Genomic DNA, 23,915 nt, shown 5'->3' on the forward strand with positions numbered 1-23,915 from the left:
AAAAATTAGCATTACCATCAAATCACGCCATGCTGGTTATTGCCCAGTTGCCGCAACAAATCATCCACCGCACGATGATCCAAATTCGCATCAGCGAAACGGAAATGCTCCATGCGACCGCTACCCGCATGATTTTCAATCACAATCGAACCGTCGCCATTGTGAAATTCCAGCAGCAAATCTTTGCCGCGCAGCAGAAAGCGGGTATCACTCTGACGGATACCGTCAAGAATCAGAGTGTCCTTGCCTTGACTATCATGGATCGTGTCATGGCCATCACCTGCACGATAGCGGTATTCGTCATTGCCCCAATCGCCTTCCATACGGTCATTGCCTTTACCGCCATCCAGCACATCATTACCGAATTTTGCCTTCAAATAATCGTTGCCATCTTCGCCATACAAACGGTCATTGAAGTTACTGCCAACAAGATGATCATCACCATCCTTGCCATGTATCGTACCGCCACGCCATGAGGTTTTCACCGTTTGCGGCGGCTCGGTTAAAGCCAGCGAAAAATTAGCGTGAGCCTGATTACCGAGTGGGTCTGTGGCAATCAGCGACAGCGACAAATCCGGCGTCTCCACCGGAGCATTACCAGAAACCGTACCGCTCTCCGCATCAAAATGTAGCCAATCGGGTAATGCCTCGCCATTGCTCTGCAGCAACTGTAAATTGAGCGGATCACTTTCCGGGTCAACAAACGTATCAGACGGCAATTGGAAACTGAAATCCTGCCCTTCCACGGCGCGATGAGGTTCAAGCGAATGCGCCACTTTCGGTGCGGCATTGACCTGCAAGGAGAAATCCGTAAAGGCGCTTGCCCCGGCGTGATCCGTTCCGGTCAGACGCAAATGCAGCAGGCTGCTGTCCGCTGGAGCATGACCACTAATCGCGCCGGTCTGCGCATCGAATTGCAGCCACTCCGGCAGCGCAATGCCATCTGACATCGTCAATTGATACGTCAGCGGCTCGCGATCCGGGTCACTGATAGCATCGAGCGCAATCTGCCCGCCAATATCGCTATCCGCCTTGACTGCGAGATTATCCAAAGGCCGCACTACTTCAGGCGGGTGGTTGACAAGGTGATGTGGTGGATGCCAACTGCCATCATCGGCAAAACGGATGGCGTTAATAAAATGCCAAGGCTCGGATTCCGAAAAATGCTTGAATACTGTCACCTGGTGCGCACCATCCAGTGTACGGATAACCAAATTATCATTCTCGCGCAAAATTTCTACTTCATCGCGCCGTGTTTCTAGAAAATGAATATAATCAAAGCGACCCTTGAGACGATCATTATTGTCGATAACGTCATGACCAAAATCGCGTTTGAAATAATAAACGTCATTACCCAAACCGCCATTCAGATAATCATCGCCGGTGCCGCTGCGCAGAATATCATTCCCTTCGTCACCAAAGAGCCGGTTGGTACCGCTGACACCATACAATGCATCATTCCCTTCACCACCCAAAAGCGTGTCATTCCCCGCATTGGCATAGAGCAAATCATTGCCCTCATCACCATGCAGCTCGTCATCGCCATAACCGCCATCCATCTGGTCATCGCCACGGCCACCAAAAAGATGATCCGCGCCACCGGCATTGGGGTCAGCATCCAGGGAAGCTACCGGCCAATCACCCCGCACAATATCATTGCCATCGTCTCCATAAACATAATCATCACCCGCGCCCCCGGCAACATCATCATTGCCATCGCCGCCAAAAATATGATCATCGCCGAAATAGCCCAATACAATATCGTCGCCTTCGTCGCCATAAACCCAATCGTCGCCATTACCGCCATCAAGGTAATCATTGCCGGCACCACCATAAATATGATCGACGCCGGTAATGACATAAGGATTTCCCCATGAAGACTGGCCTTCATCACCATAGATACGATCATCGCCTTCTTCACCATATAACCAGTCATCGCCGGCAAAACCGGTAATTAGGTCGTTATCTTCACCGCCATAAATATAATCAGTATTACCAGCTCCAATTAGGAGATCTTCCCCTTTCTCACCAAATAAATGGTTAACCCCATCATCACCTTTGTCATAACTTAATTTACCATAAAGTTTATCATTGCCATCTCCGCCGTGTAATTCATCACCATCACCACCACAGCCAGACATGGCATCATTGCCACTGCCCCCTTCCATATAATCCATATCTTCCAGCTCTGGTGGACAATAATCACCATCACCATACATATCATCATTTCCATCATCTCCGTAAAGATAATCCACGCCTGCGCCTCCACGCAAAATGTCATTATGCGCACCGCCATATATTGTATCTATGCCATATCCACCATTAATTTCATCTTCGCCTTCATCCCCCCAAATCTTATCGTTACCAAAAGCGCGACTGGTAGCTTCAGGCGTGCCGTAGTCTCCCCAGATTCGATCATTTCCGGCTCCGCCGTGTAATCTGTCCCCATTTCCTCCTCCCATGATTGTATCGTTGCCGGAGTCGCCATAAATACTATCCACGCCCTGAAACTCATTAGATAAATAATCCACTTCTGATGCGGAAAAAATACCTATTCCTTGATCTCCATATAACCTATCATCACCAGCTCCACCATAAATAGTGTCATCATTGCCACCACCAATAATATCGTCGTTTCCATAGCCACCCGCTAGTGTATCCTGACCATGATTTTTTGGGTTTACATACTTTATATCATCAATCTGAGTATAACCATCACCATAAATAGTATCATCGCCACCGTTCCCTTCAATAATATCGTCTCCGCCCAAGCCGGCAATGTCATCATTACCATGTTGTTCTATTTGGGGTAAAGTCATATCGTGATTACGGTCACCATAAATATAATCGCCCAAATTGCTACCATATATCCGGTCGTTGCCACTGCCGCCAAAAAGACTGTCTCCTTCATCGCCGGTATCATCCGTTTGCTGGTAAATACCGGAAATACGCCCTTTTCCGGCGGATATTTTATAAACGCCCCATGTTCGTCCGGCAAATATCTCCTCTATACCATTATCTGGCATCTTCCAGCGTTCATTCGGGAGAATACGCTCTGACGCATACAAACGACTATTGGAATAAATAAAATCATCTCCAGCGCCACCATCCAGTAAATCTTTACCACCAGCACCCGCGATCAGGTCACGGCCTTCTCCGCCATAAATATAATCGTTACCTTCGCTACCGCCCAAGGCATCATCTCCACTAAAACCATAAATTTTCAGCTTGTTTACTTTGGTTCTCATACCGTTAATGACATCATCAAAATCCTTCTCGTAAACGCCATGTGGCGTATCAATGGCACCATCCGGATTACGTTTATACCAGTGGTTCCAGTCATATTGACCGTAGTATTTCCGCTCCACATTGTCCGGGATATATTCCTCACCCATAATTCGGGTACGCCAATCACCCAATAAAGTCATATTTACGGAAGGATCAATCGTGGAATTATATTCCCGCAGAATAATTTCCAGTCCCCTATCGCCCATCGCTTTCCAACCAGGAATGGTAATTCGATGATTACCCTGCAATGTGTGCAGAATGAGATCGCCGTTGTCAGTCAATACCGCCTGCCAGTCATAATCTCCAATCTTCGCTGTCCAGACATTTGCCGCGCCCTCCTTGGGGTCAAAGAAATGACCCAACAAAGATTCTCCATCAATAATGAGCTGGCCTTTACCGTCGCTGTCAATAATGGTGTCGTCAAAATCGCCGTCGGCCGTGTTGAAATAATAGAAATCGCGACCATCATCCCCCTGTAATAAATTTCGTCCACCACCGCCATTAAGGTGATCATCTCCTTTTTTTCCAAGTAGGATGTCATCCCCACTTCCGCCATTAAGTTGATCATCGCCTTTGCCGCCAAATAATTTGTCATTTCCACCTTCACCATTTAGGATACTCCCCTTGTTACTGGCAACAAGTATATCTGAGGCATTATCTCCTGATATACTGTCATCGGCAGAATCGGCAGCAAACACTAACTTGTGAATATTTCCCGGCTTGCCCATAAGTTGCTTGAAAGATTGATCAGAAACATGGTCTTCTATATATAGCAGATCATCAATACCCAACCCAAATTGGCTGCGCATGACGAGCACCTTTTCGATGAGTTCCTTGTAGAATTTCTTGGATTGATGATTGACAATGTTATCAGCCACTTTATAGAACTCATTACCTGCAACTTCTCCCAGCTCTAGAAAAGCTGCATAAGGCAAATTGAATATTTTAAGTTTTTTGAGGCTTAAACCCAGTTTCTCATTCTTGTCTTCATGGTAATCTATTGCACGATTAAGCATATATTCCCATACCATCCAGGTTCTCAGCTTGATCCAATCCTCACCGGCGTCATCAATAGTTTTCGCAACAATCGGCTTTTTGGGATTAATCACAACAACCGGATTTATCTGCTCCAATGCATGAATGTAAGCAGATACTTTATCAGCCTCACCATTTGCCTCCCATATTTTTAACTGCTCAAGCAATGCATCAGGAAATCTATCAATAAATTTAATCTGATAATCTCTTAAAATTACGTCTCCCGTTGGAGTACGAAGTCCTGCATTACCCGCGTAAGTTTTTTCTCCATAGATATAGTCTAGTGCCATGTCTTTGTAGTTATTGGAGTGTATTCCTGTAATAAATCTATGCTCAGGGCTTACAGGCTTAAAATCCTCAATCGCTGAAATGACCCAACGCAGGATTTGTGCACCGCCCAAACCGATATTCATGGATTCATACGTATTAAGATCTACTGTATCCCACAAATCGTTGGTAAAGCCGAACATCGCAGTTTTTTCATAACGATAATAAATTTTTTCCCCAGTAATTTTTTCATGGTTTACATCTGAATTATACAGATATAGTGCGCCACCCAATGGAGCGAGAATAAGACCAGCCGTTTCTATTACGGCACTATCAATAAATAGTCCGGCAAGAGTTACACCACCAGATATAAAGGTATTTAAATCCGCTAAATCTAATCCGTTTCCTAATGTAGTTAGCTCTTTATTGTCCCACACTATATCTTTTATTTTTATAAAAACATATACTTCTGATGCTAATCCACTAATTAAATTAGCACCTTTATATATATCACTCCCCGTTTTTGTAGTAGCGGCGGCTAATTCAGATATTGTTTGTACTGCTGCGACAGTTCCAAGAGAATTATTTCCACCAGAGTAATCAGTGTAACTGACAGAAGCCCCCACAATAGAATTGACATCGTGAGGTAGCTTGTCTCTTTTAAAAATAATATATATAGATGCTTAGTTAGCCATTTACTACTCCTCTTTAGTTTTCTTAATACTGATTAAGTTAGAAATAAAAGATAATAATAAAGATATTATGAAAACTGTATAGGCAATAACTCTATACTCTACATATTGCATTGGCTCAACATCTCTTAAATACTCATCTTGCAGAAACATTTTGCCATGACCGTTATATGCCGTATTTAAATCATAATCCTCTCCCAAATAGCGCATTTTGCTGACTACACAATACCGATGCCGGTTGGTTTGCAAAACCTCTATGCTTTCTATCAAGGCCGTACGGCGGTTCCTTGCAGGATCATCAGGAATCCTGCTGTTCGGCGGGTTACTAAAATAATCCCGGCTGTAGCAGTGATTAAAATAGCACTGGCAATACCAGTTTTTGCCATTGATTACAATCGTCATAGACGGAAAGACGGGATATTGCTTCTTGGCTTCTGCCGAGTCCGTCCGCGATGCCCTACTGGGTATTCTTGAGCTGCTTTTGACATAAATGACGTCTCCTTTTTGCTGGTCAAAGCTCAAATACCGCTTGAATTCCATGCCTCTTTTGGGGAACAGAACAAAAACGACCAAGACCAGCCCGGCGATCAGCCCCAAATAAACCCGGTTATAGTATTGCTGCGACCGGGGCGGCCTCACTTCAACATATTCGTTCAGTTTCATGGAATTCCTCCTGCCGTAATCCAGCAAATATCATATTTGCACCTTCACCAAGAATACCTTTATTGGCGTGCCTGTCGCCATTCTGCGTGACAGCTAGAAATCCGTCTGTCCATATTTCCGTTCGTCATCATTATCCATGTCTTCCCAAAAATATATCATCATTCCAGGAATTATTCCCACTATAATAATTCTCATGAACTACTGCCGCCGCTCCTCGCCTGCATCGTCATCCTGCGCACCTGCCGCGCCCTCTTCCCGGTAGTCGATGAAGCCAACGACGAGCCGGCCTCGCGCACGACCTCGACCTGCGCCCGATTGAAACCATCTTCATCGGCGGCGGCACGCCCAGCCTGTTGCGCGGTGCCGCCTTTGACGCGCTGCTCGACGGCATCAACCGCTAAGCCCCTTGCCGGACAGCTGCGAAATCACCTTGGAAGCCAACCCCGGCACCTTTGAACAGGCGAAATTCGCCGACTACCCCGGCATCGGCGCCGGCGCGCACGGCAAACAGACGCGCGACGGCAGCATCAGCCGCAGCAGCAAATACCGCGCGCCGGGGGCGTAGCAAAAAGCGGCGGGCGCGGGCGACAGCCCCTACCGCGACCAGCGCTTCACCGTGCCGCGCGACGAACAGGTATTTGAATTCATGATGAACGCCCTGCGCCTGAAAGACGGCGTGCCAACCGCCTATCTGCACGAGCGCAGCGCGCTGACCCTGGACGAACTGCGGGCAACGCTGACGCAGTTCATCGCGCAAGGGCTGATAGAAGCCGACATCGAACAGCACCTGAAAACCAGCGAACGCGGCTTTGCCCTGCTCAACAACGTGCTGGATGCCTTTCTCTAAGAACCTGTTCAAAATCTCAAAAAAGCAAATTTTTTAGTGCACTGAAGCGCGGTAAACCGCGGCGTAATGGACAAATTTCATGCTAAAAATCGCTGTAGCCCTTACGCTGCAAGGCTTTACGCGAGGTCAAAACCTTTGAACACAAAAAATGCTTTTTCTGCGGCTCCAAACAGGTCAAGAAAAACGGGCATCGTGACAACGGGAAACAGCAATACCATTGCGGCTCCTGTAAGCGCCAATTCATAGGGGGCCAACGCCTTAATCCCAACACCCTTTGGCAGCGCTACAGCGAAGGCAAGCAAAGCGCCGCACAGCTTGCCGCGCAGTACGGATGCAGCATCAAAACGATCCATCGCCACCTCAGCAAAGCCGCTACACAGGGCGAATGCGCGCTGCCACAGGCACCCGTGAACCTCATCATGGACACCACCTATTTCGGCCGAAAATGGGGCGTCATGGTGCTGTATGACGCGATCAGCAAGCGGGCGCTGTCGGTGCTCGAAGTCAAGAACGAGACGATTGAGCGCTACCGACAAGAGGTCGCAGCGCTGCAAGAAAGAGACGTTGTGATACAAAGCATTATCTGCGATGGCAAAAGCGGCTTGCTGGGTTCGTTCCTGGATATACTCGTGCAGATGTGCCAATTTCACCAAATAAAAATCATCGTGCGCCACCTGACCAGGAAGCCTAAAAGCCCAGCAGCACAGGCGCTACGGGCCCTGTTGACCCTGACGGAGAGCACTCAGGCGGCGTTTGAAGCGGCACTCAAGTGCTGGTACGAGCAGTATGCCGCCTTCCTGAACGAACGCAGTGTGAACGAGAAAACAGGCCACTCACACTACACGCGTAAGCGTCTGCGCGCCGCGTACAACAGCCTGAAACGGCATCTGCCATGGTTGTTTACCTGCGAGCATTTTCCCGACCCGGGTATCCCGAATACGACCAATTTGCTGGAAGGGAAATTCAGCGAAATGAAGCAGCTTTTGCGGTGTCATCGGGGCTTGAAAAAGGAGAGGAAGTTACGGTTTATAAAAGATTATTTCAGCAAAAAAATAGAGGGGAGAGCATGAAATTTGTCCATTAGGGCGCAACGTCTCAAAAAAAGCATGAAATTTGTCCATTGCGCCCTTTTTTCTTTAATTTGCAGTGTGTTATCTTCATTTTTGGAGGGTAACATATCTGCTATCTAGTACAGCCCCTTTCATAAAAGCAGCGAGATAGCTGATTTATTAAAGAAGAATGGGCATAGGATATTATAGCTTCCACCTTATAGTCCTGACTTAAACCCAATCGAGCATAAATGGGCATGGATTAAATCTATTCGCAATAAACTTCGATTAAATAATATTGACCTATTATTTAATATCTGTATGAATAATTAAGTATATTAGCCATAGAACGATACTGGTAACAGAATAGAAAGGAAAGGCAGAAATTTACACCAATGTCAGAATCTAGGAAATTTAGAGAATTGAAGAAAAATTAAGAGAAATGGATGATGGAGTAAGAAAGCTGTTTTGCAAAGGTCTCATCCTGAGCATATTTAAGAAACTAGCACTTTTAAAGTGCTTTTGATGCATCAATATATACAAAAAAGAGTTGGTATAATAAAACACCAACTCTTTTTCATAAAAAAACAAAAAATTAGCGCTTGGAAAATTGGGTTGCTCGACGTGCTTTGTGCAAGCCTACTTTTTTCCTTTCAACCTTACGAGCATCACGAGTTAAGAATCCAGCTTGACGTAATGGCGCTCGTAGTTCTTCATTATATGAACGCAATGCTCGCGCAATGCCATGCCGAATGGCACCTGCTTGCCCGCTAACTCCGCCTCCATTCACTGTGATATAAAAATCAAATTTATTTTTTACATCGACCATCTCTAATGGTTGACAAACAACCATACGAGCGGTTTCCCGGCTAAAATATTCATGCAATGGCTTATTATTAATAATAATATTACCGTTCCCGCGTCGAAGAAAAACACGTGCAGCAGAGGTTTTGCGGCGACCGGTAGCATAATATTGTTCTAACATATTACTTAATCCTCTTAAATTTCCAAATTAATTGGTTGCTGAGCTTCATGTTTATGCGATTCACCCGCATAAATTTTTAATTTATTTAACACAGATCTCCCAAGTGGTCCTCGAGGCAGCATACCTTTAACAGCAATTTCCAACACCTTACCTGGTCTTTTTATTTGCATATCATGAAAATTAGCGTGTTTTAAATTACCTATATAGCCGGTATGGCGATAGTAAACTTTATCTTTATTTTTCTTCCCGCTTACATTTATCTTGTCTGCATTAATAACTACAATATAATCACCCACATCCATATTTGGTGTAAATTCAGGTTTATGCTTACCTCGTAAACGTAAAGCTATTTCACTAGCAAGTCTGCCTAAAGTTTTTCCTGTTGCATCAATCAAATACCATTCACGCGTCAGTGAATCAGGTTTCGCAGTATAAGTTTTGAACATTGAAAGTACTCTCCGTACGATAAATCAAAGAAGGCTATTATACCCAAGCTTCTGTTATCAAGCAATCTTGGGGTGAATACAACATAAAACCATCCCTCCTATTAAGGCGGTGGTTTTCTTTATCATAAGTAATAATTATCACATCATTCATCGCCATATTTTATATGGACACTCTCTTACGTTGCTCCATCCTCATGTCTCTTTTGCACCCTTTGATTTTTCTTGTAAAACAATTATTTTTCCAAACCCAATATCTAGGCGCATATGTGTATGCAACATATTCCAAATATCGACTCTACACTCTACACATGGAAACACGTGCTATAAAGTTCTGCATCACTTACATTCAAGAGCTGAGTAAGTAGCTTTATTTCTTGATACAGTTGTGAACGTATCAAATCCATAATTATCATTCCAAACAAAGCTCCTATTCATAGGAGCTTTGAACAGATTGATTTCTTTATTCACTCTCTAATAGAGAGCATTTTATTTTTAGCGCTGACGTGCTTTTAAGCGCTTATCAGTCTTACAAATAACAAACAGCTTTCCACGTCGTCTAACCACTTGACAATCACGACTACGATTTTTAGCCGATTTTAATGAAGATACAATTTTCATAAAAACTCCTTAATTTCTTTACAATGCAATTCAAATATTATTGCTATTTAACACAATAAAATTGTCAAACCCAAGTGAAAAAACCTTTTATCACAAAGAATAATATTGTGCCTTATGGTTTTTTATGTTCTGACCGTTTCTTCTCTTCACTTTTCTTCTTATGTTCTATGGCATCTTTGGATGTTTCTTCTGCATTAACATCAGACTGGACTTGTTTATCATCAGAGGATTTATCCTTTACTTCAGCCTTACCCTTAGTTTTAGCTTCTGCCTCATTTTTAACAACAAGCTCCTGACGTAATTTTTCCAAGGTGGCTTTACCGATACCCTTAACATTTGTTAGCTCATCAACATTTTTAAACTCACCATGAGCTTCCCTATAAGCAACAATCTCGGCTGCTTTCTTAGCTCCAATACCTTTTAATTGCTGCAATTCTTCGACATTGGCAGTATTAATATTGACCGCTGCAAATACACATGTTGACAAACTAGCAATTAACCCTAACAGTATTTTACAAATTTTATTCATATCCTTGACCTCGGACAAGATTGAAACAAACGAGACTTCCTCTCTTTTTTATGAAGAGGCAAACCCTAAGTAAAAATTCGAAGAGACGTTTTTTAATTTTACGTATTTTTTACCATCCATGCAAGGACATCGTGTTCCACTGAAAAGCAGACCGCCATTCCTTAGTTGTAAGGCAAGTTCTCTCTTACCACGCTTTTACGCATAACCGCACCGGCTCAACCGCCAATCTGGTCTGTACGAAAAACAAGTTTAGCATCTTACCCTCCATGTTCTTCGTTACGCAAGCACGGGCGTAGAGCTCTTTTTGAGGTTCTTGCCAATCCTAAGGCTACGAGCGCACCGCTTACAGTATTTGTCCCGCAGCAACCAGTGTAGCGCGCAGCATGGCGCTGACAGTATCCTGGCTATACGCGATCCCAGTGCGCAGTTCGTCGTCAATCATGAGTTGGACGTAAGCGACTGCCTGGGCGTCGGTGCTTTTGCTCATTGCGTGTTCGGCGTAGTTAGCAACGCTGATGGTTTTACCGCTGTGTTGTTGCAGGGCGTCAATGAAGGCGCTCATTGCCCCACCGCCATGGCCTTTGAGGCTGATGCCGCGGCCATCAGTGCGGGTGAGGCTTGCTTCGAGACTGTGTTCTTGCCGCTCGATGCGGCGGATGGCGTAGTCATCGAGATGTAGCGGGCTATCGTACAGGTAACTGTTTTCAAAGAGAGTGATGATGTCTTGGCTACTCAGTTCTTTTTGGGTGCGCTCGCTTTCTGTCTGCACTTTTTGCGCGAAGTCAATTTGCAGCCAGCGGGGCACGTTCAGACCGTAGTCGCGCGCAAGGATGTAGGCAACACCGCCTTTGCCCGACTGGCTGTTGATGCGCACAACATCCTGATAGCTGCGGCCGATATCGAGCGGATCGATGGGCAGATAGGCGATATCCCAGATGCCGTTTTGCGGTTTTTCCAGCGATTTTTTGATGGCATCTTGATGCGAGCCGGAAAAGGCGGTGAAGACGAGTTCGCCAATGTAGGGATGACGCGGGTGTACGGGCAGGTTGTTGCATTCGCTGACGATACGCACGATGTCGTTCATACGGCTGAAATCCAGGCCAGGATCGATGCCCTGTGAGTAGAGGTTCATCGCCATGATCATGATGTCCATGTTGCCGGTGCGTTCGCCGTTGCCAAGCAGGGTACCTTCGACACGATCTGCCCCTGCCATTACTGCGAGTTCGGAGGCAGCGACGGCACAGCCCCGGTCGTTGTGAGTGTGCACGCTGATGGTGACGTGTTCGCGACAGCTGAGGTGACGGCAGAAGTATTCGATTTGGTCGGCGTAGAGATTCGGAGTGCAGGCTTCAACGGTGTGCGGCAGGTTGAGGATGACTTTGCGCCCCGCCCACGGTTGCCACACTTGGCAGACAGCTTCGCAGACGGCGACGGCAAAATCGGGCTCAGTCTGCGAGAAGCTTTCCGGCGAATATTCGAAGATCCACTCGCTTTCCGGGTAATACGTGGCGCGCTCTTGCAGCAGGGTCGCGCCTGCGACGGCTATGGCAGTGATATCTGCCAGATTTTTTTCATAGACTTTTTCCCGCTGCACACGCGAAGTAGAGTTATAAACGTGGACGATGGCGCGTCTGACGCCGCGCAGGGATTCAAAGGTGCGGTCGATGAGGTGTTCGCGCGCCTGTACCAGCACTTGAATGGTCACGTCGTCAGGGATGTGGCCACCTTCGATGAGCAGGCGGGTGAAGTCGTATTCAATTTGTGAGGCGGCGGGGAAGCCAATTTCGATTTCTTTGAAACCGCAATCCACGAGGAGCTGAAAGTAGCGCAGTTTTTGTTCGATGGTCATCGGGTCGATGAGTGCCTGGTTGCCATCGCGCAAATCGACACTAACCCAGATGGGGGCTTTGTTGATGATTTTATCCGGCCAGGTTCGGTCGGGGAGTGCAGGGGCAAAGGCAAAGGGGCGGTATTTTTTATAGTCGAAGCGGCTCATGGATAATGTCCTTTGAGAATGGTGCGCGCATTATAGTAGCTACCAGTCGTTGTTTTTCACTTTTTATCGCGCACTTTGTCAGTATAATGAGCTAATTTCACTACCATAGGGATTTTTATGAGCGAAAATCACTTTGCCCTAGATGACACGGATCGCAAGATCCTGCGTATTCTCGCGGTCAATGGCCGTATTAACAATCTTGCGTTGGCTGAGGCGGTGAATTTGTCGCCAACGCCGTGCGCACGGCGAGTCCGTCGTTTAGAAGAGGCGGGTATTATCGAAGGCTATCGCGCTGTTCTCAACCGCAATGCACTTGGTTTTGGTTTGAGCGTGTTCATCGCCGTCACCTTGGACAGTCACACACCGGAACGCTTTGCCGCCTTTGAAGAAGCGGTTAAATCTTTCCCCGAGGTGGTGCGGATGAGCATCGTCACTGGTCGCGCTGAGGATTATTTGTTGCAGGTACTGGTCAGCGGCATGGAGTCGTTCGAATCATTCTTGCTTGGCAAGTTAAGCCGCATTCCGGGCGTGATGCATGTGCATTCAAGTTTTGAGATGCGCAATGTCATTGATCGCCAAGCGCCGGCTTAATGTCTTCACAATAGAGAGTGCCTAGATTTTCCAAGGGTGAGCATCAGCGGTAAAACCGCATGGTTATCCCGCTTGCCGCGCGCTGCGCCTAGCTTCAATGTCGTAGCCCGCGTATCATTAACGCCGTCGTGGCACAGCCATAATTCAAGAATTTAAAAGGTCGCCTATGCCGAAAAAAAGAATTGCCAATCTAGTCAAGGAAACGGCCGGATTTTCTTACGAATTTATCCGACATCCGAAAGGAATGGGCAGCATCATTCCCTCTTCCCGTTCTCTCGCCCGTGCCATGCGCCGCACCGCTCAGGATTATGGGCATCCGGAAAGCATCATTATCGAAGCGGGGGCCGGTACTGGCGCGATTACTCGTGAACTGGTCGCGCATTTTCCCCGCGAGCGCCTGATTATCAATGAACTCAATCCCCGCCTGGCCCGCCGTCTGCGCGATCGTTTCAAGGGTAACACCATCCGTCGTGGTGGCGTTGAGCAACTCGACGTTTGGGCGCATGCGCAGCCGAAAACTATTGTTTCCTCGCTACCCTTCCGCTCGCTACCGCAGGAAATTGCGCACAGCATCGAAACCCTATTTTTCACCGCCCTACGCGAAAACCCCGCCAACGTGCTGGTACAGTTCACTTACGGTCAGCGTTCGCCGCTGCATCTACCGCCGGAAGCGGATATTCAGGCAGAAAAAGTTAACTATGCCTGGCTGAACTTTCCGCCTGCGCATGTTTGGTTGTACCGCTGCAAGCGGCAAGAATCCTAGCCTCCCCAACCCCGCCGTTCCCGTTCCGCCACCGAATCCCACGCTCCCCGTATGAACAGCAAGCAGAAAAACACCCTCCTCCATCAGGTCGAACAATACTGCGTCAAACGCGGCGCCCGCCTTACCCCTATCCGCAAACAAATCCTCTCCCTTATCCTCACCTACCCCAACGTGGTCAAAGCTTATGAAATTCTTGCTGACCTACGGAAAATCAAAAGTAACACCTCTCCGCCGACCGTCTATCGCGCTCTAGATTTCCTGGTGCATATCGGCGTATTGCATCGCACTGACTCGTTGAATGGCTATGTACTGTGCAGTCACTTTGGCGAAGAACACACCAGCGTCATTCTGAACTGCACCCACTGCGGTGCCACGGAAGAACTGGCGGCGGAAGAACCGGTGGATATTTTGCTTGCCTTCTGCCGTGAGCGGGGCTTTACCGTGCAAGACGGCCCATTGGTGCTATCCGGTGAATGCGCGCGCTGCCATGCCGGACATGCACTGGCGAAAGGCGCATAACCTCCAATCCATAGAAACCCCATGCAATACATCAGCGTTATCCTCGCCCATCCCTACACCCACAGCCTGAACGCCGCCATCGCCGCGACCGTGGTCTCAACACTGGAAAAAAACGGCTACGGTGTGTACTTTCACGACCTCTACCAGGAAGGCTTCAACCCGCTCATCAACGGGCAGGAGCTGGTTGCAGACGACAGCAGCGACCCCCTCCTGCGCCAGCACCAAGAAGAAATCTGCCGCGCACACGGCATCATCATTGTCCACCCCAACTGGTGGGGGCAGCCGCCCGCCATCCTTAAGGGCTGGGTGGACCGCGTCCTGCGGGAAAACACCGCCTACACTTTCCCCACCGGCGACAACGGCGGCGGCCTGCCCACCGGCCTGTTGCCGGCCAAAGCCGCCTTGATCTTCAATACCTCGAACACCCCCGCCCAGCGCGAACAGGACGTCTTCGGCGACCCGCTCGAGCGCATCTGGAAAGACTGCATCTTCGCCTTCTGCGGCGTCCACACCTTCGAACGCCTTACGTTTGGAGTGGTCGCCGACAGCGACGAAGCGACACGACAGCACTGGCTGCAACAAGCGGCAGAAATGGTCAACAAACACTTCCCTGCCACCGCATAAAACCCCGCCGCATCCCTTATAATGCGGCGTTTTTTACAGTACAGGCAGACCACACTATGGAACTCAACCTCACTTACGAACGCATCAAAGACCTGCAAGCGCGCGAGGCGGCGCTCAGGGGGTATCTTTGACTACGCCGTAAAAGCCGAACGCCTCGAAGAAGTCGAACGCGAACTCGAACGCCCCAGCATCTGGGATAACCCCGAAGAAGCCACCAAACTCGGTCAAGAACGCGCCGCCCTCATCAGCGTCGTCCAGGGACTGGATGCCATCAAACAAGGGCTGCAAGACGCGTTCGACCTCATTGAACTCGCCGAAGCCGAAGACGACGAAGCCACTGTCAACGCTGCCATTGCCGACATCGATACCCACGAAAAACACATCGAAGACCTCGAATTCCGCCGCATGTTCGCTGGCGAACTCGACGCCAATAACGCTTTCCTCGACATCCAAGCCGGCTCGGGCGGGACCGAAGCACAAGACTGGGCCTCCATGCTGCTGCGCATGTACCTGCGCTGGGGCGAAGCGCGCGGCTACAAAACCGAACTCATCGAAGAATCCCCCGGCGACGTTGCCGGCATCAAATCCGCCACCATCCAGTTCAGCGGCGAATACGCCTATGGCTGGCTGCGCACCGAAATCGGCGTACACCGCCTTGTGCGCAAATCCCCCTTTGATTCCGGCAACCGCCGCCACACCTCATTTGCCGCCGTCTTCGTGTCGCCGGAAATCGACGATAACATCGAAGTGGATATCAACCCCGCCGACCTGCGTACCGACGTGTACCGCGCTTCCGGTGCCGGTGGTCAGCACGTCAACCGTACCGAATCCGCCGTGCGTATCACCCACATCCCAAGCGGCATCGTCGTGCAGTCACAACAAGACCGCAGCCAGCACGTCAACCGCGACATCTGCATGAAGCAACTGCGCGCCAAACTCTACGATCTCGAACTGCAAAAACGCAGAGCCAGTGCGCAAGCCATCGAAGACAACAAATCCGACATCGGCTGGGGCAACCAGATCCGGTCCTACGTCCTCGACCAGTCGCGCATCAAAGACCTGCGCACCGGATATGAAACCAGCAACACCCAAGCCGTCCTCGACGGCGCCCTTGACCCATTCCTGCAAGCCAGCCTGAAACAGGGAGTAGAAGCATGACCACCCCGAACACAGTCCCCGCCGACGAAAACAAACTCATCGCCGAGCGCCGGCAAAAGCTCGCCGCCATCCGTGCACGCGGCATCGCCTTCCCGAACGATGCCCGCCCGACCCACAACGCCGCCGCCCTGCACACCGCCTATGACGGCGTCGAAGATGCCGAAGCCCTGCATAACGCGGGCGAAATCGTGGTTGCCGGACGCATGATGAGCAAACGCATCATGGGCAAAGCCAGCTTCTGCGCCATCCAGGACGGCAGCGGCGCGCGCATCCAGCTTTACCTCAGCCGCGACGAACTGCCAGAAGGCTGCTACGCCGACTTCAAAACCTGGGACGTAGGCGACACCGTTACCGCCAGCGGCCACCTTTTCCGCACCAAAACCGGCGAACTGAGCATCCACCTCAAAAATATCCGCCTCCTGACCAAATCGCTGCGCCCGCTGCCGGAAAAATACCACGGCCTCACCGACCAGGAGACCCGCTACCGTCAGCGCTACGTTGACCTCATCATGAACGAGGACAGCCGCGCTGTCTTCCTCACCCGCAACAAAATCGTGCGCTACATCCGCCGCTTCTTCGAAGAACACGACTTCCTCGAAGTTGAAACCCCGATGATGCACCCCATCCCCGGCGGCGCCACCGCCCGCCCCTTCATCACGCACCACAACGCGCTCGACATGCCGCTCTACCTGCGCATCGCGCCTGAACTCTACCTCAAACGCCTCGTCGTCGGCGGCTTTGAGCGCGTCTTCGAAATCAACCGCAGCTTCCGTAACGAAGGCCTGTCCACGCGGCACAACCCCGAATTCACCATGCTCGAATTCTACTGGGCCTACGCTGACTACCGTGACCTGATGAACCTCACCGAAACCCTCTTCCGGGGCATCAAGCGCGACGTGCTGAATAACCAGAACATCACCGCTGGCGGAGAAACCATCGACCTTGATCAGCCCTACGAACGCCTGACCATGCTTGATGCCATCCGCCGCCACGCCCCGGCATACAGCGACAAACTGCACGACGCCGCTGCTCTTGCTGCCATCCTGCGTGACGAATACAAACAAAAAGTGGACGAAAACACCCCGCTCGGCCACCTGCACACCCTGCTCTTTGAAGAAACTGCCGAGACCAAACTCATCCAGCCGACCTTCATCACCGAATACCCGGCGGTGGATTCCCCGCTATCGCGACGCAACGATGAAAACCCCGACATCTGCGACCGCTTCGAGCTCTACATCGGCGGTCGCGAAATCGCCAACGGCTTTTCCGAGCTCAATGATGCCGAAGACCAGGCCGAACGCTTCCGGGCGCAGGCCGCTGCCAAAGATGCCGGCGACGACGAAGCGATGCACTACGACGCTGACTACGTCCGCGCCCTCGAATACGGCATGCCGCCGACCGCCGGTGAAGGCATCGGTATCGACCGCCTCGTCATGCTGCTGACCGGCGCGCCTTCGATCCGCGACGTCATCCTCTTCCCGCATATGCGTCCGGAATGAGCCGCTGATACGCACTATAAAAAACCGCCCGAAAGGGCGGTTTTTTATGCGATAGAAGGATAGACACCTTACTTATAAAGGTTTTCAGCACGTTGGCTACCAATCGGGACTAGCAAGGTGGCAGTATTGCTGTATTCGAGGCAGGTTTTTTGATCCTCAAACGGTGCTTTGTGGGCAACTTTGATTTTCCACAGGCCCTCCAGCTGCGGGATGACGTTGACCTTGCCATCTTTATCGGTCTTGCCGGAGAAGGCTTGCGGTGGACGTTCATCGCGGGTGGCATCCAGATCTTTTGCCATGAAAGTATCGGAGGTGGCAATGACGGTCGCACCTGCCAACGGTTTGCCCTGATAGTAGATTTGCACTGGGAAGCGCTCATCAACTTTAACTTGCGTCGGGTCGGCCAGCGGCACGATTTCCAGATTCTGCCCGATTGGCTTGCTGATGGCAGCAACGTCCACCGCGCCATCGCCCACAACCAGCAGTTTCTTGCCGAACATCTGCGCCTGCTGGCAAGCTGTGGCATCCGTCATTTCCGTCAGGTTTTGCTGTTTCCAGCCGTCCTTGTTCTTCGACCAAAAGGTCGGCTGATACACGGCACTCAACCAGTAGCTACCTGCGGCCAGTTTATCCTTGGCTTCGTACTGGTAATTTTCGCCTTTCTGATTCATGTCTTGCGCCTTACCATCCGTACCGTGAATAGCGAGCGGCTTGAAAATTTGCACACGGTCACCGGCGATAGCTTCCAGGGTAGGGAAGTAGTCGCTGTAACCGAGATCGGCTTTGAGTACGTCGTCAGCAGCGATTTTATCGGGCGCGCTGACCCAAAGTTCGTGTGCGGATGCGAGGGAAGAAACGGCAACAAGCGCTGCCAGCAGGGTTTTTTGCATGGATGACTCCGGTTTATTGAGGAATGTGGTATGAAACCGGTGCGGATTGTACTCATGTTGTCAGGAAAGAAGCAAATGCGAAATTGTCGTATTCGTGATTTTTTCTGCAACGGCTATCTTGTCCATTTTCCCATTTAATGGCACTATACAACTCCCACATCAATTGGAGCCCGTCATGCGTGCCTTCCTGCTTATCGACCTTCAGAACGACTTTATGCCCGGCGGCGCCCTGCCGGTCACGGACGGCGATGCCGTCATTACGCCCATCAATGCCCGCATGGGCGATTATCCGCTCATTGTCGCCACCCAGGACTGGCACCCCGAGGGGCACGAAAGTTTTGCCAGCGCCCATCCAGGACAAGCGCCCTTTGCCACGATCGACCTGCATGGCCTACCGCAGACGCTCTGGCCGGATCACTGCATCGCCGGTAGCACTGGCGCCGCCCTGCATTCTGCGCTGGATACCCGCCGTGTGGCCGCTATTTTTCGCAAGGGGATGGATAAGCGTATTGACAGTTACAGCGCGTTTTTTGATAACGGCCACCGCCATGACACCGGCCTTGCCGCTTATCTGCGTGCTTGCGGGGTGACAGATATTGATGTCGCCGGACTCGCCGCCGATTTTTGTGTGTATTTCAGTATTCTAGATGCGCTCGCCGCCGGTTTTCGTGTGCGCCTGCTGGCAGAAGCCACCCGCGCCATTGATCCGCAAGGCTACGCGCAGAAGCAAGCGGAATTGTTGCAACATGCGGCGTTCTCGCTGGGGTAATCGGCAAATCCGTATCCATCGCTGCCCATAAAAAAACCGGCGGGTTTCATAAGCCCGCCGGTTTTTTTATGTACTTCGTCTCAAAGCGCCATCACGGCTTCGAGTTCGATCTGCGCATCCCAGGGCAGTGCGTGCACGGCAATGGCGATGCGCGCTGGGTAGGGTTCGTGGAAGTAGGTTTTCATGATTTTATTAACTTCGGCGAAGTGCTCCATGTCGAGCAGGTAGATGTTTAGCTTGATGATGTTATTGAGGCCGCCGCCCGCCGCTTCGCAGACAGCTTGCAGGTTGGTAAAGACGCGGTGCACCTGATCGGTGAAGGCGTGTTCAAGCTCCATGGTGGCCGGATTGATCGGGATTTGCCCGGCGAGGTAAACAAGGTTGCCGGTACGCACGGCTTGCGAATAAGGGCCGATGGCGGCAGGGGCTTTGTCGGTGTGGATAATTTGTTTACTCATGGTGTGGGTTCCTTGTGGGTGATACGGCGGATGCCGATGGTCTCTTCGAGTTGGCGCAGGCGGTGCATGACTTGCGTCAGATGTTCGAGGTCGCGGACTTCAAGCCAGACGGTGAGGCAACGCCGCTGTTCGTCGCTATTCGCGTGGTTAATCTGAAAATCGGTGATGTTGGCCTCGCTGTCAGCAATTGCGCCGCTAACCCGTGCGAGCAAGCGTGGATGGGCGTAGGCCTTGATGGCGAGTTCGCTGGGGAAGAGGCCTTTGCGTTCGTCTGCCCAGTCAGCGGCAATAGTGTGCGTGGCCGTTTCGAGTAGCGGGCAGTCACGGCTATGAATGAGGATGCCGCTACCGGCTACGCTGTGACCAGTAATGGCTTCAAGCGGTAACGGGTGACAGCAGGGGGCAAGGGTAATGCCGCTTTCAAAGGCGCTGTGCACGAGGATTTTCTGTTCGCTGTCAGTGACTTGTTTGCTCGATGTGGCAAGGCCGGCATTTTTCCGCGCGAGGCGGTTCAGGTAGCGGTTGATGCCGATGTGGGCTTTACCGCCGGGAATGGTGAATTGCAGCCAGCTGTTGTGCGGATGTGCGTCCGGATCGGTGAGGATTTCCACGGTTTGCGCCATTTTCAGCGGTTTGTAGATGGGGTAAGGCTGGCCGTTCACTTTGGCGCCGACGATGTGGTTACCGATTTCGGTATGGATGGTGTAAGCCAGATCCACCGGTGTTGCCCCGTGCGGCAGGGCAATGATGTCGCCTTTCGGGGTGTAGATTTGCATTTCCCCGGTGACGAGTTCTTTTTTGATGGCGTTGTAGAATTGCAGCGGGTCATCGGTGATGTTCTGCACTTCTTTGAGGCGCGATAGCCATTCGCGCATGGTTTTTTCGGCTTCAATGCTATGCGCTTCGATTTTCACCGCGCGCTGTTTGGCGTATTGGTGCCAGACGGAAATGATGCCCGCTTCAGCCAGGGTGTGCATGTCGCGGGTGCGGATTTGTACGTTCAGCGCGGTACCATCGCCCATGATGACGCTGCTGTGCAGTGAGCGGTAACCGTTACTTTTCGGGGCGGCAATGTAGTCCTCAAATTTGCCGTGCACCGGGCGATAGAGGCTGTGCAGGGCGCCGAGGATACGGTAGCAGTTGTCTTCGCTGTCGGTGATGATGCGGATGGGGACGGTGCGGATGGCTTCCTTGAAGCTCTCTTTGCGCTTCATCCGCTGATACACGCCCCAGAGGTGGCGCTGGCGCGGGTTGATGGAGGCTTTGATACCAAGTATTTGCAGACGCGCTTGCAACTCGCTCCTCACGGTACGCAGGGTTTGTTCGTGAGTGCTGTCTTCGTTGTAGTGTTTGCGCAAGACAGCATGGCGCCACGGGTAGAGATACGAGAAGGCGAGGTCTTCGAGCTGGATGCGGAAATAAAAGAGACCGAGACGACCAGCAATAGCGGCATAGACATCCAGCGTTTCGTGAGCGATGCGTTGCTGTTTGTCGCGACGCAGGGCGCCGAGGGTCTGCATATTGTGCAGACGGTCGGCGAGTTTGATGATGAGGACGCGCGGGTCGTCAGCAGTCGCCAGGAACATTTTGCGGAAACTGTCGGCGACAGCGGCCTGCGGCGCGGTTTTTTTCAGACGATCGAGTTTGCTGACACCATCGACAAGACGGGTGACGTCTTCGCCAAATTCGGTCGCCATGTCCTTTTTATTAAGGATGGTGTCTTCGAGGACGTCATGCAGGAGCCCCGCTTGCAGTACCGGCAGGTCGAAACGCTGGCGGGCGAGAATACGGCAGACGGCGATGGGATGGACGAAGTAGGGTTCGCCGGACTGGCGACGTTGCCCTTCGTGAGCGGCGGCGCCGTAGATGGCGCAGCGCAGGACTTTATCGATGTCTTCGGGATCGAGGTATTTTTTCAGCTCAACCGCGAGATCGTCGTAAGCCGCTTGCAGGGTTGCCGCGCCGGTAAAGACACCGAAGGGCTGGTATTCGAGGGCAAGCGGCGCGTTCATGATCAGTCGCCCCGGCTTGCACCGTTGCCTGCGATGCTGTCTTCGTCACCATCGTTTTCGTCATCAGCAGCGATGATGATTCTTTCGGCGACAACGGGGGGAGGCGCCGGAGTGACGGGTTTGTTGTCACTGAGCAAGCCATCAATGGTGGTTTTCCCTTCCTGAATTTCGCGCAGGGCAATGACGGTTACTTTGTCGTGATCCGGTTGAACCAGCGGCAGATGGCCGTTGGCGATTTGCCGCGCGCGCCGGGAAGCGGCGAGTACGAGGCGGAAGCGGTTGTTTTGGTCTTTCAGGCAGTCTTCTACGGTTACACGTGCCATGGGTTCCTCTGAATTAAATACGGATTAAGGGTTGGACATTCTAGCAAGTTACGCTGTATTCGGGGCAAGGGATGCGGCGGCGCTATTGCCTGCTTGGCGGTAATACAAAGATGTTTAAGGCGGGTTTGCGCCCGCCTCATCGTGAGTTAGCGATTGCCGTTCGGCTCGTCGCCGCCGGAATTATGGTGCGGATTGCGACGGCGGCGATGGTTTTCCGGTTTGCCGCGTGGCTGGCGGTCGCTCCTGCGGTTGCCATTACGGGCGAGACGTTCCGCTTTTTGTTCGTTCAGCGCCTGCAAGGCTTCTTCGCTGGGGGGTACAACGTCGGCCAAGAGGTCTTCGTCCAGCGGCAGGGTCGGGATTTTGCCGTGGATGTAGTGCTCAATTTCCGGCAAGGAGTACACGTATTCTTCGCAGGCAAAGCTGATGGCAGTGCCGGAAGCACCGGCGCGTGCGGTACGACCGATGCGGTGCACGTAGTCTTCGGCGACTTGCGGCAGGTCGTAGTTAAAGACGTGCGTAATATCCGGGATGTGCAGGCCGCGCGCGGCGACGTCGGTGGCGACGACGATGTTGATGGCACCGCTTTGAAAGTCTTTGATGATTTTTTCGCGTTTTTTCTGCGGGATGTCACCGGAGAGGGCGGCATTCGGATAGCCGTTTGCTTCCAGCACGATGGAGAGGCGTTCGAGGTCGCGCTTGGTGTTGAGGAAGATCATGCTGCGCGCCGGTTTTTCTTTATTGAGCAGGCCAATAAGCAGCGGCGTTTTTTCGTGCTTGGCAGTGTGATAGAGGCTTTGCGTGATGTTATCGGCGGTGCCGTGCTCGCTTTCTATGCTGACGGTTTCCGGCGCATTGAAGTATTCGTAGGCGAGTTCGCGCACTTTTTCCGCCATTGTCGCCGAGAAAAGCAGATTGAGGCGTTCGTGTGCAGGCGGCATTTGCCGCAGCAGGTAGCGCACGTCGTCAATAAAGCCGAGGTCGAACATGCGGTCAGCTTCGTCTAACACACAGACTTCGATGTTTTTCAGGCGGATGCTTTTTTGTTTGTAGAGGTCAATGATGCGCCCCGGTGTGCCGATGATGATGTCGATGGGGGCGTTATCGAGCAGGTTTTTCTGGTGTTCTATGTTGACCCCGCCGTAGATGGCGAGGCTGTTCAGACCGGTGTAGGCACCGATTTGATCGGCGTCTTTTTTGATTTGCACGGCGAGTTCGCGCGTCGGTGCCAGTACGATCGCCCACGGCCCTTTGGCTTTGGGGTGAACGGGGTTGGTGAGCAGGTAGTGGTACAGCGAGATCAGGAAGGCAGCCGTCTTGCCGGTACCGGTTTGCGCCAGGCCCATCACGTCATGCCCGCTGAGGGTCAGCGGCAGGGTTTTTTCCTGTATTGGCGTGGTGTGGGTCAGGCGGTGGTCTTCCAGCGCTTCCTGGATGGCCTCATGGATGGGCAGGCTGCTGAAAGTGGTATCGGTTGTATGGTTTTCTGCCATGTCGTGTCCTTGTTTTTGGAAGGATTTTTATCGCGCAAATTATACTGTTTTTTCATGTACCGGTCATTCGCCCCGCCCTGTCTGGCTTTTTGCGCGCGGGGTTTTATGCCTCTGCTATACTGCGCCTTTCTTCCTTTTTCTTTATTTCAGCCGGGACTGCATTCATGAAAAAGCTGGTATTTTTCGTTGTGTTGCCTCTGCTTGTGCAGGCGTGCGCCTTGCGTAGCGAGCAGGGGATGTATGAGGTCAAGATGATGGCGGGCGATGTGCTGTATGCCAAGAATTCGCCCAAGCTGGACGGTAAGGGTTTTTATCGTTTCCGCGATGTGAACGGGCGCGATTATAAGGTGAAGAGTAATCTTGTCCTGTATATCAAGCCGGCCCGTTTCAAACGTTAATTG

The 23,915-nt window shown here is 51.2% G+C and carries 24 protein-coding genes and 1 pseudogene; 12 read left to right on the forward strand and 13 right to left on the reverse strand.

Annotated elements, in window-relative coordinates:
• Positions 1-17: 17 nt before the first annotated feature.
• Both LG374_RS03530 and LG374_RS03535 read right to left on the reverse strand, forming a co-directional pair.
• The gene (locus LG374_RS03530; RefSeq protein ID WP_225756422.1) at positions 18-5,216 is read right to left on the reverse strand and encodes a putative Ig domain-containing protein; all 5,199 of its coding nucleotides are present in this window, start codon (positions 5,214-5,216) and stop codon (positions 18-20) included.
• Between the two features lie 72 nt (positions 5,217-5,288).
• On the reverse strand, positions 5,289-5,945 hold the full coding sequence (locus tag LG374_RS03535; RefSeq protein WP_225756423.1) for a hypothetical protein: 657 nt from the start codon (positions 5,943-5,945) through the stop codon (positions 5,289-5,291).
• A 406-nt stretch (positions 5,946-6,351) separates the two neighbouring features.
• On the opposite strand from LG374_RS03535, the gene LG374_RS03540 reads away from it, so the two are divergent.
• Both LG374_RS03540 and LG374_RS03545 read left to right on the forward strand, forming a co-directional pair.
• Positions 6,352-6,510 carry a hypothetical protein gene (locus tag LG374_RS03540; protein ID WP_225756424.1) on the forward strand — a complete coding sequence of 53 codons (159 nt, stop codon included), beginning with the start codon at positions 6,352-6,354 and terminating at the stop codon, positions 6,508-6,510.
• Between the two features lie 51 nt (positions 6,511-6,561).
• On the forward strand, positions 6,562-6,792 hold the full coding sequence (locus LG374_RS03545; RefSeq protein WP_225756425.1) for a hypothetical protein: 231 nt from the start codon (positions 6,562-6,564) through the stop codon (positions 6,790-6,792).
• A 116-nt stretch (positions 6,793-6,908) separates the two neighbouring features.
• On the opposite strand, the gene LG374_RS03550 is transcribed toward LG374_RS03545, so the two are convergent.
• On the reverse strand, positions 6,909-7,145 hold the full coding sequence (locus tag LG374_RS03550; protein WP_225756426.1) for a hypothetical protein: 237 nt from the start codon (positions 7,143-7,145) through the stop codon (positions 6,909-6,911).
• A 66-nt stretch (positions 7,146-7,211) separates the two neighbouring features.
• Here LG374_RS03550 and LG374_RS03555 point away from each other — a divergent pair, with 66 nt between their 5' ends.
• Both LG374_RS03555 and LG374_RS12485 read left to right on the forward strand, forming a co-directional pair.
• The gene (locus LG374_RS03555) at positions 7,212-7,862 is read left to right on the forward strand and encodes a hypothetical protein (protein WP_225756427.1); all 651 of its coding nucleotides are present in this window, start codon (positions 7,212-7,214) and stop codon (positions 7,860-7,862) included.
• 201 nt (positions 7,863-8,063) lie between these two features.
• Positions 8,064-8,174, forward strand: a pseudogene (locus LG374_RS12485) (hypothetical protein); the annotation flags it as partial.
• 262 nt (positions 8,175-8,436) lie between these two features.
• Here LG374_RS12485 and rpsI read toward each other — a convergent pair.
• From rpsI to leuA, 5 genes are all read right to left on the reverse strand, one after another.
• Positions 8,437-8,826, reverse strand: coding sequence for a 30S ribosomal protein S9 (rpsI, locus tag LG374_RS03560; protein ID WP_225756428.1), 390 nt, complete (start codon positions 8,824-8,826; stop codon positions 8,437-8,439).
• A gap of 14 nt (positions 8,827-8,840) precedes the next feature.
• Entirely contained in the window at positions 8,841-9,272 is a 432-nt protein-coding gene (gene rplM / locus LG374_RS03565) for a 50S ribosomal protein L13 (RefSeq protein WP_225756429.1), read from the reverse strand.
• A 492-nt stretch (positions 9,273-9,764) separates the two neighbouring features.
• Positions 9,765-9,890, reverse strand: a complete 126-nt coding sequence (gene ykgO / locus LG374_RS03570) for a type B 50S ribosomal protein L36 (RefSeq protein ID WP_083826208.1) — start codon at positions 9,888-9,890, stop codon at positions 9,765-9,767.
• Between the two features lie 112 nt (positions 9,891-10,002).
• Positions 10,003-10,419: a ComEA family DNA-binding protein gene (locus LG374_RS12395; RefSeq protein WP_370639304.1), complete on the reverse strand. Its 417-nt coding sequence runs from the start codon at positions 10,417-10,419 to the stop codon at positions 10,003-10,005.
• A gap of 343 nt (positions 10,420-10,762) precedes the next feature.
• The gene (gene leuA, locus LG374_RS03580) at positions 10,763-12,415 is read right to left on the reverse strand and encodes a 2-isopropylmalate synthase (protein ID WP_225756430.1); all 1,653 of its coding nucleotides are present in this window, start codon (positions 12,413-12,415) and stop codon (positions 10,763-10,765) included.
• A 117-nt stretch (positions 12,416-12,532) separates the two neighbouring features.
• Here leuA and LG374_RS03585 point away from each other — a divergent pair, with 117 nt between their 5' ends.
• The 6 genes from LG374_RS03585 (at position 12,533) to lysS (ending at position 17,569) form a co-directional block, all read left to right on the forward strand.
• On the forward strand, positions 12,533-13,006 hold the full coding sequence (locus LG374_RS03585) for an Lrp/AsnC family transcriptional regulator (protein WP_225756431.1): 474 nt from the start codon (positions 12,533-12,535) through the stop codon (positions 13,004-13,006).
• A 244-nt stretch (positions 13,007-13,250) separates the two neighbouring features.
• Positions 13,251-13,769 carry a class I SAM-dependent methyltransferase gene (locus LG374_RS03590; RefSeq protein WP_225756432.1) on the forward strand — a complete coding sequence of 173 codons (519 nt, stop codon included), beginning with the start codon at positions 13,251-13,253 and terminating at the stop codon, positions 13,767-13,769.
• A 51-nt stretch (positions 13,770-13,820) separates the two neighbouring features.
• A complete protein-coding gene (locus tag LG374_RS03595) occupies positions 13,821-14,288 on the forward strand; it encodes a transcriptional repressor (RefSeq protein ID WP_225756433.1) in 468 nt (155 codons plus the stop codon).
• Positions 14,289-14,309: 21 nt separating this feature from the next.
• The gene (locus LG374_RS03600) at positions 14,310-14,912 is read left to right on the forward strand and encodes an NAD(P)H-dependent oxidoreductase (protein WP_225756434.1); all 603 of its coding nucleotides are present in this window, start codon (positions 14,310-14,312) and stop codon (positions 14,910-14,912) included.
• 56 nt (positions 14,913-14,968) lie between these two features.
• Positions 14,969-16,070, forward strand: a protein-coding gene (gene prfB / locus LG374_RS03605; RefSeq protein WP_115612340.1) for a peptide chain release factor 2 whose coding sequence is annotated in 2 segments (ribosomal slippage) — positions 14,969-15,040 and positions 15,042-16,070 — 1,101 coding nt in all. Because the reading frame shifts where the segments join, the coding sequence is not laid out codon by codon here.
• On the forward strand, positions 16,067-17,569 hold the full coding sequence (lysS, locus tag LG374_RS03610) for a lysine--tRNA ligase (protein ID WP_225756435.1): 1,503 nt from the start codon (positions 16,067-16,069) through the stop codon (positions 17,567-17,569). Before prfB ends, lysS begins: the two co-directional genes overlap by 4 nt.
• 68 nt (positions 17,570-17,637) lie before the next feature.
• Here lysS and LG374_RS03615 read toward each other — a convergent pair whose 3' ends face one another.
• On the reverse strand, positions 17,638-18,459 hold the full coding sequence (locus tag LG374_RS03615) for a DUF4198 domain-containing protein (protein ID WP_225756436.1): 822 nt from the start codon (positions 18,457-18,459) through the stop codon (positions 17,638-17,640).
• A 175-nt stretch (positions 18,460-18,634) separates the two neighbouring features.
• On the opposite strand from LG374_RS03615, the gene pncA reads away from it, so the two are divergent.
• Positions 18,635-19,228 (forward strand): bifunctional nicotinamidase/pyrazinamidase, encoded by a 594-nt coding sequence (gene pncA, locus LG374_RS03620; RefSeq protein ID WP_225756437.1) that lies wholly within the window; start codon positions 18,635-18,637, stop codon positions 19,226-19,228.
• 80 nt (positions 19,229-19,308) lie between these two features.
• Here pncA and LG374_RS03625 read toward each other — a convergent pair whose 3' ends face one another.
• The 4 genes from LG374_RS03625 to LG374_RS03640 all read right to left on the reverse strand — a co-directional run bounded on the left by LG374_RS03625 (position 19,309) and on the right by LG374_RS03640 (position 23,514).
• Positions 19,309-19,686: a RidA family protein gene (locus LG374_RS03625; protein ID WP_225756438.1), complete on the reverse strand. Its 378-nt coding sequence runs from the start codon at positions 19,684-19,686 to the stop codon at positions 19,309-19,311.
• Positions 19,683-21,698 carry a bifunctional (p)ppGpp synthetase/guanosine-3',5'-bis(diphosphate) 3'-pyrophosphohydrolase gene (locus tag LG374_RS03630; protein ID WP_225756439.1) on the reverse strand — a complete coding sequence of 672 codons (2,016 nt, stop codon included), beginning with the start codon at positions 21,696-21,698 and terminating at the stop codon, positions 19,683-19,685. The genes LG374_RS03625 and LG374_RS03630 overlap by 4 nt, the downstream gene beginning before the upstream one ends.
• Positions 21,699-21,700: 2 nt before the next feature.
• The gene (gene rpoZ, locus LG374_RS03635) at positions 21,701-22,021 is read right to left on the reverse strand and encodes a DNA-directed RNA polymerase subunit omega (RefSeq protein ID WP_225756440.1); all 321 of its coding nucleotides are present in this window, start codon (positions 22,019-22,021) and stop codon (positions 21,701-21,703) included.
• Positions 22,022-22,167: 146 nt separating this feature from the next.
• Positions 22,168-23,514, reverse strand: a complete 1,347-nt coding sequence (locus LG374_RS03640) for a DEAD/DEAH box helicase (RefSeq protein ID WP_225756441.1) — start codon at positions 23,512-23,514, stop codon at positions 22,168-22,170.
• A gap of 164 nt (positions 23,515-23,678) precedes the next feature.
• On the opposite strand from LG374_RS03640, the gene LG374_RS03645 reads away from it, so the two are divergent.
• Positions 23,679-23,912, forward strand: a complete 234-nt coding sequence (locus LG374_RS03645; RefSeq protein ID WP_225756442.1) for a hypothetical protein — start codon at positions 23,679-23,681, stop codon at positions 23,910-23,912.
• The last annotated feature ends 3 nt before the right edge of the window (positions 23,913-23,915 follow it).

Source organism: Cardiobacterium sp. Marseille-Q4385, assembly GCF_916618745.1.
GTDB lineage: Bacteria > Pseudomonadota > Gammaproteobacteria > Cardiobacteriales > Cardiobacteriaceae > Cardiobacterium.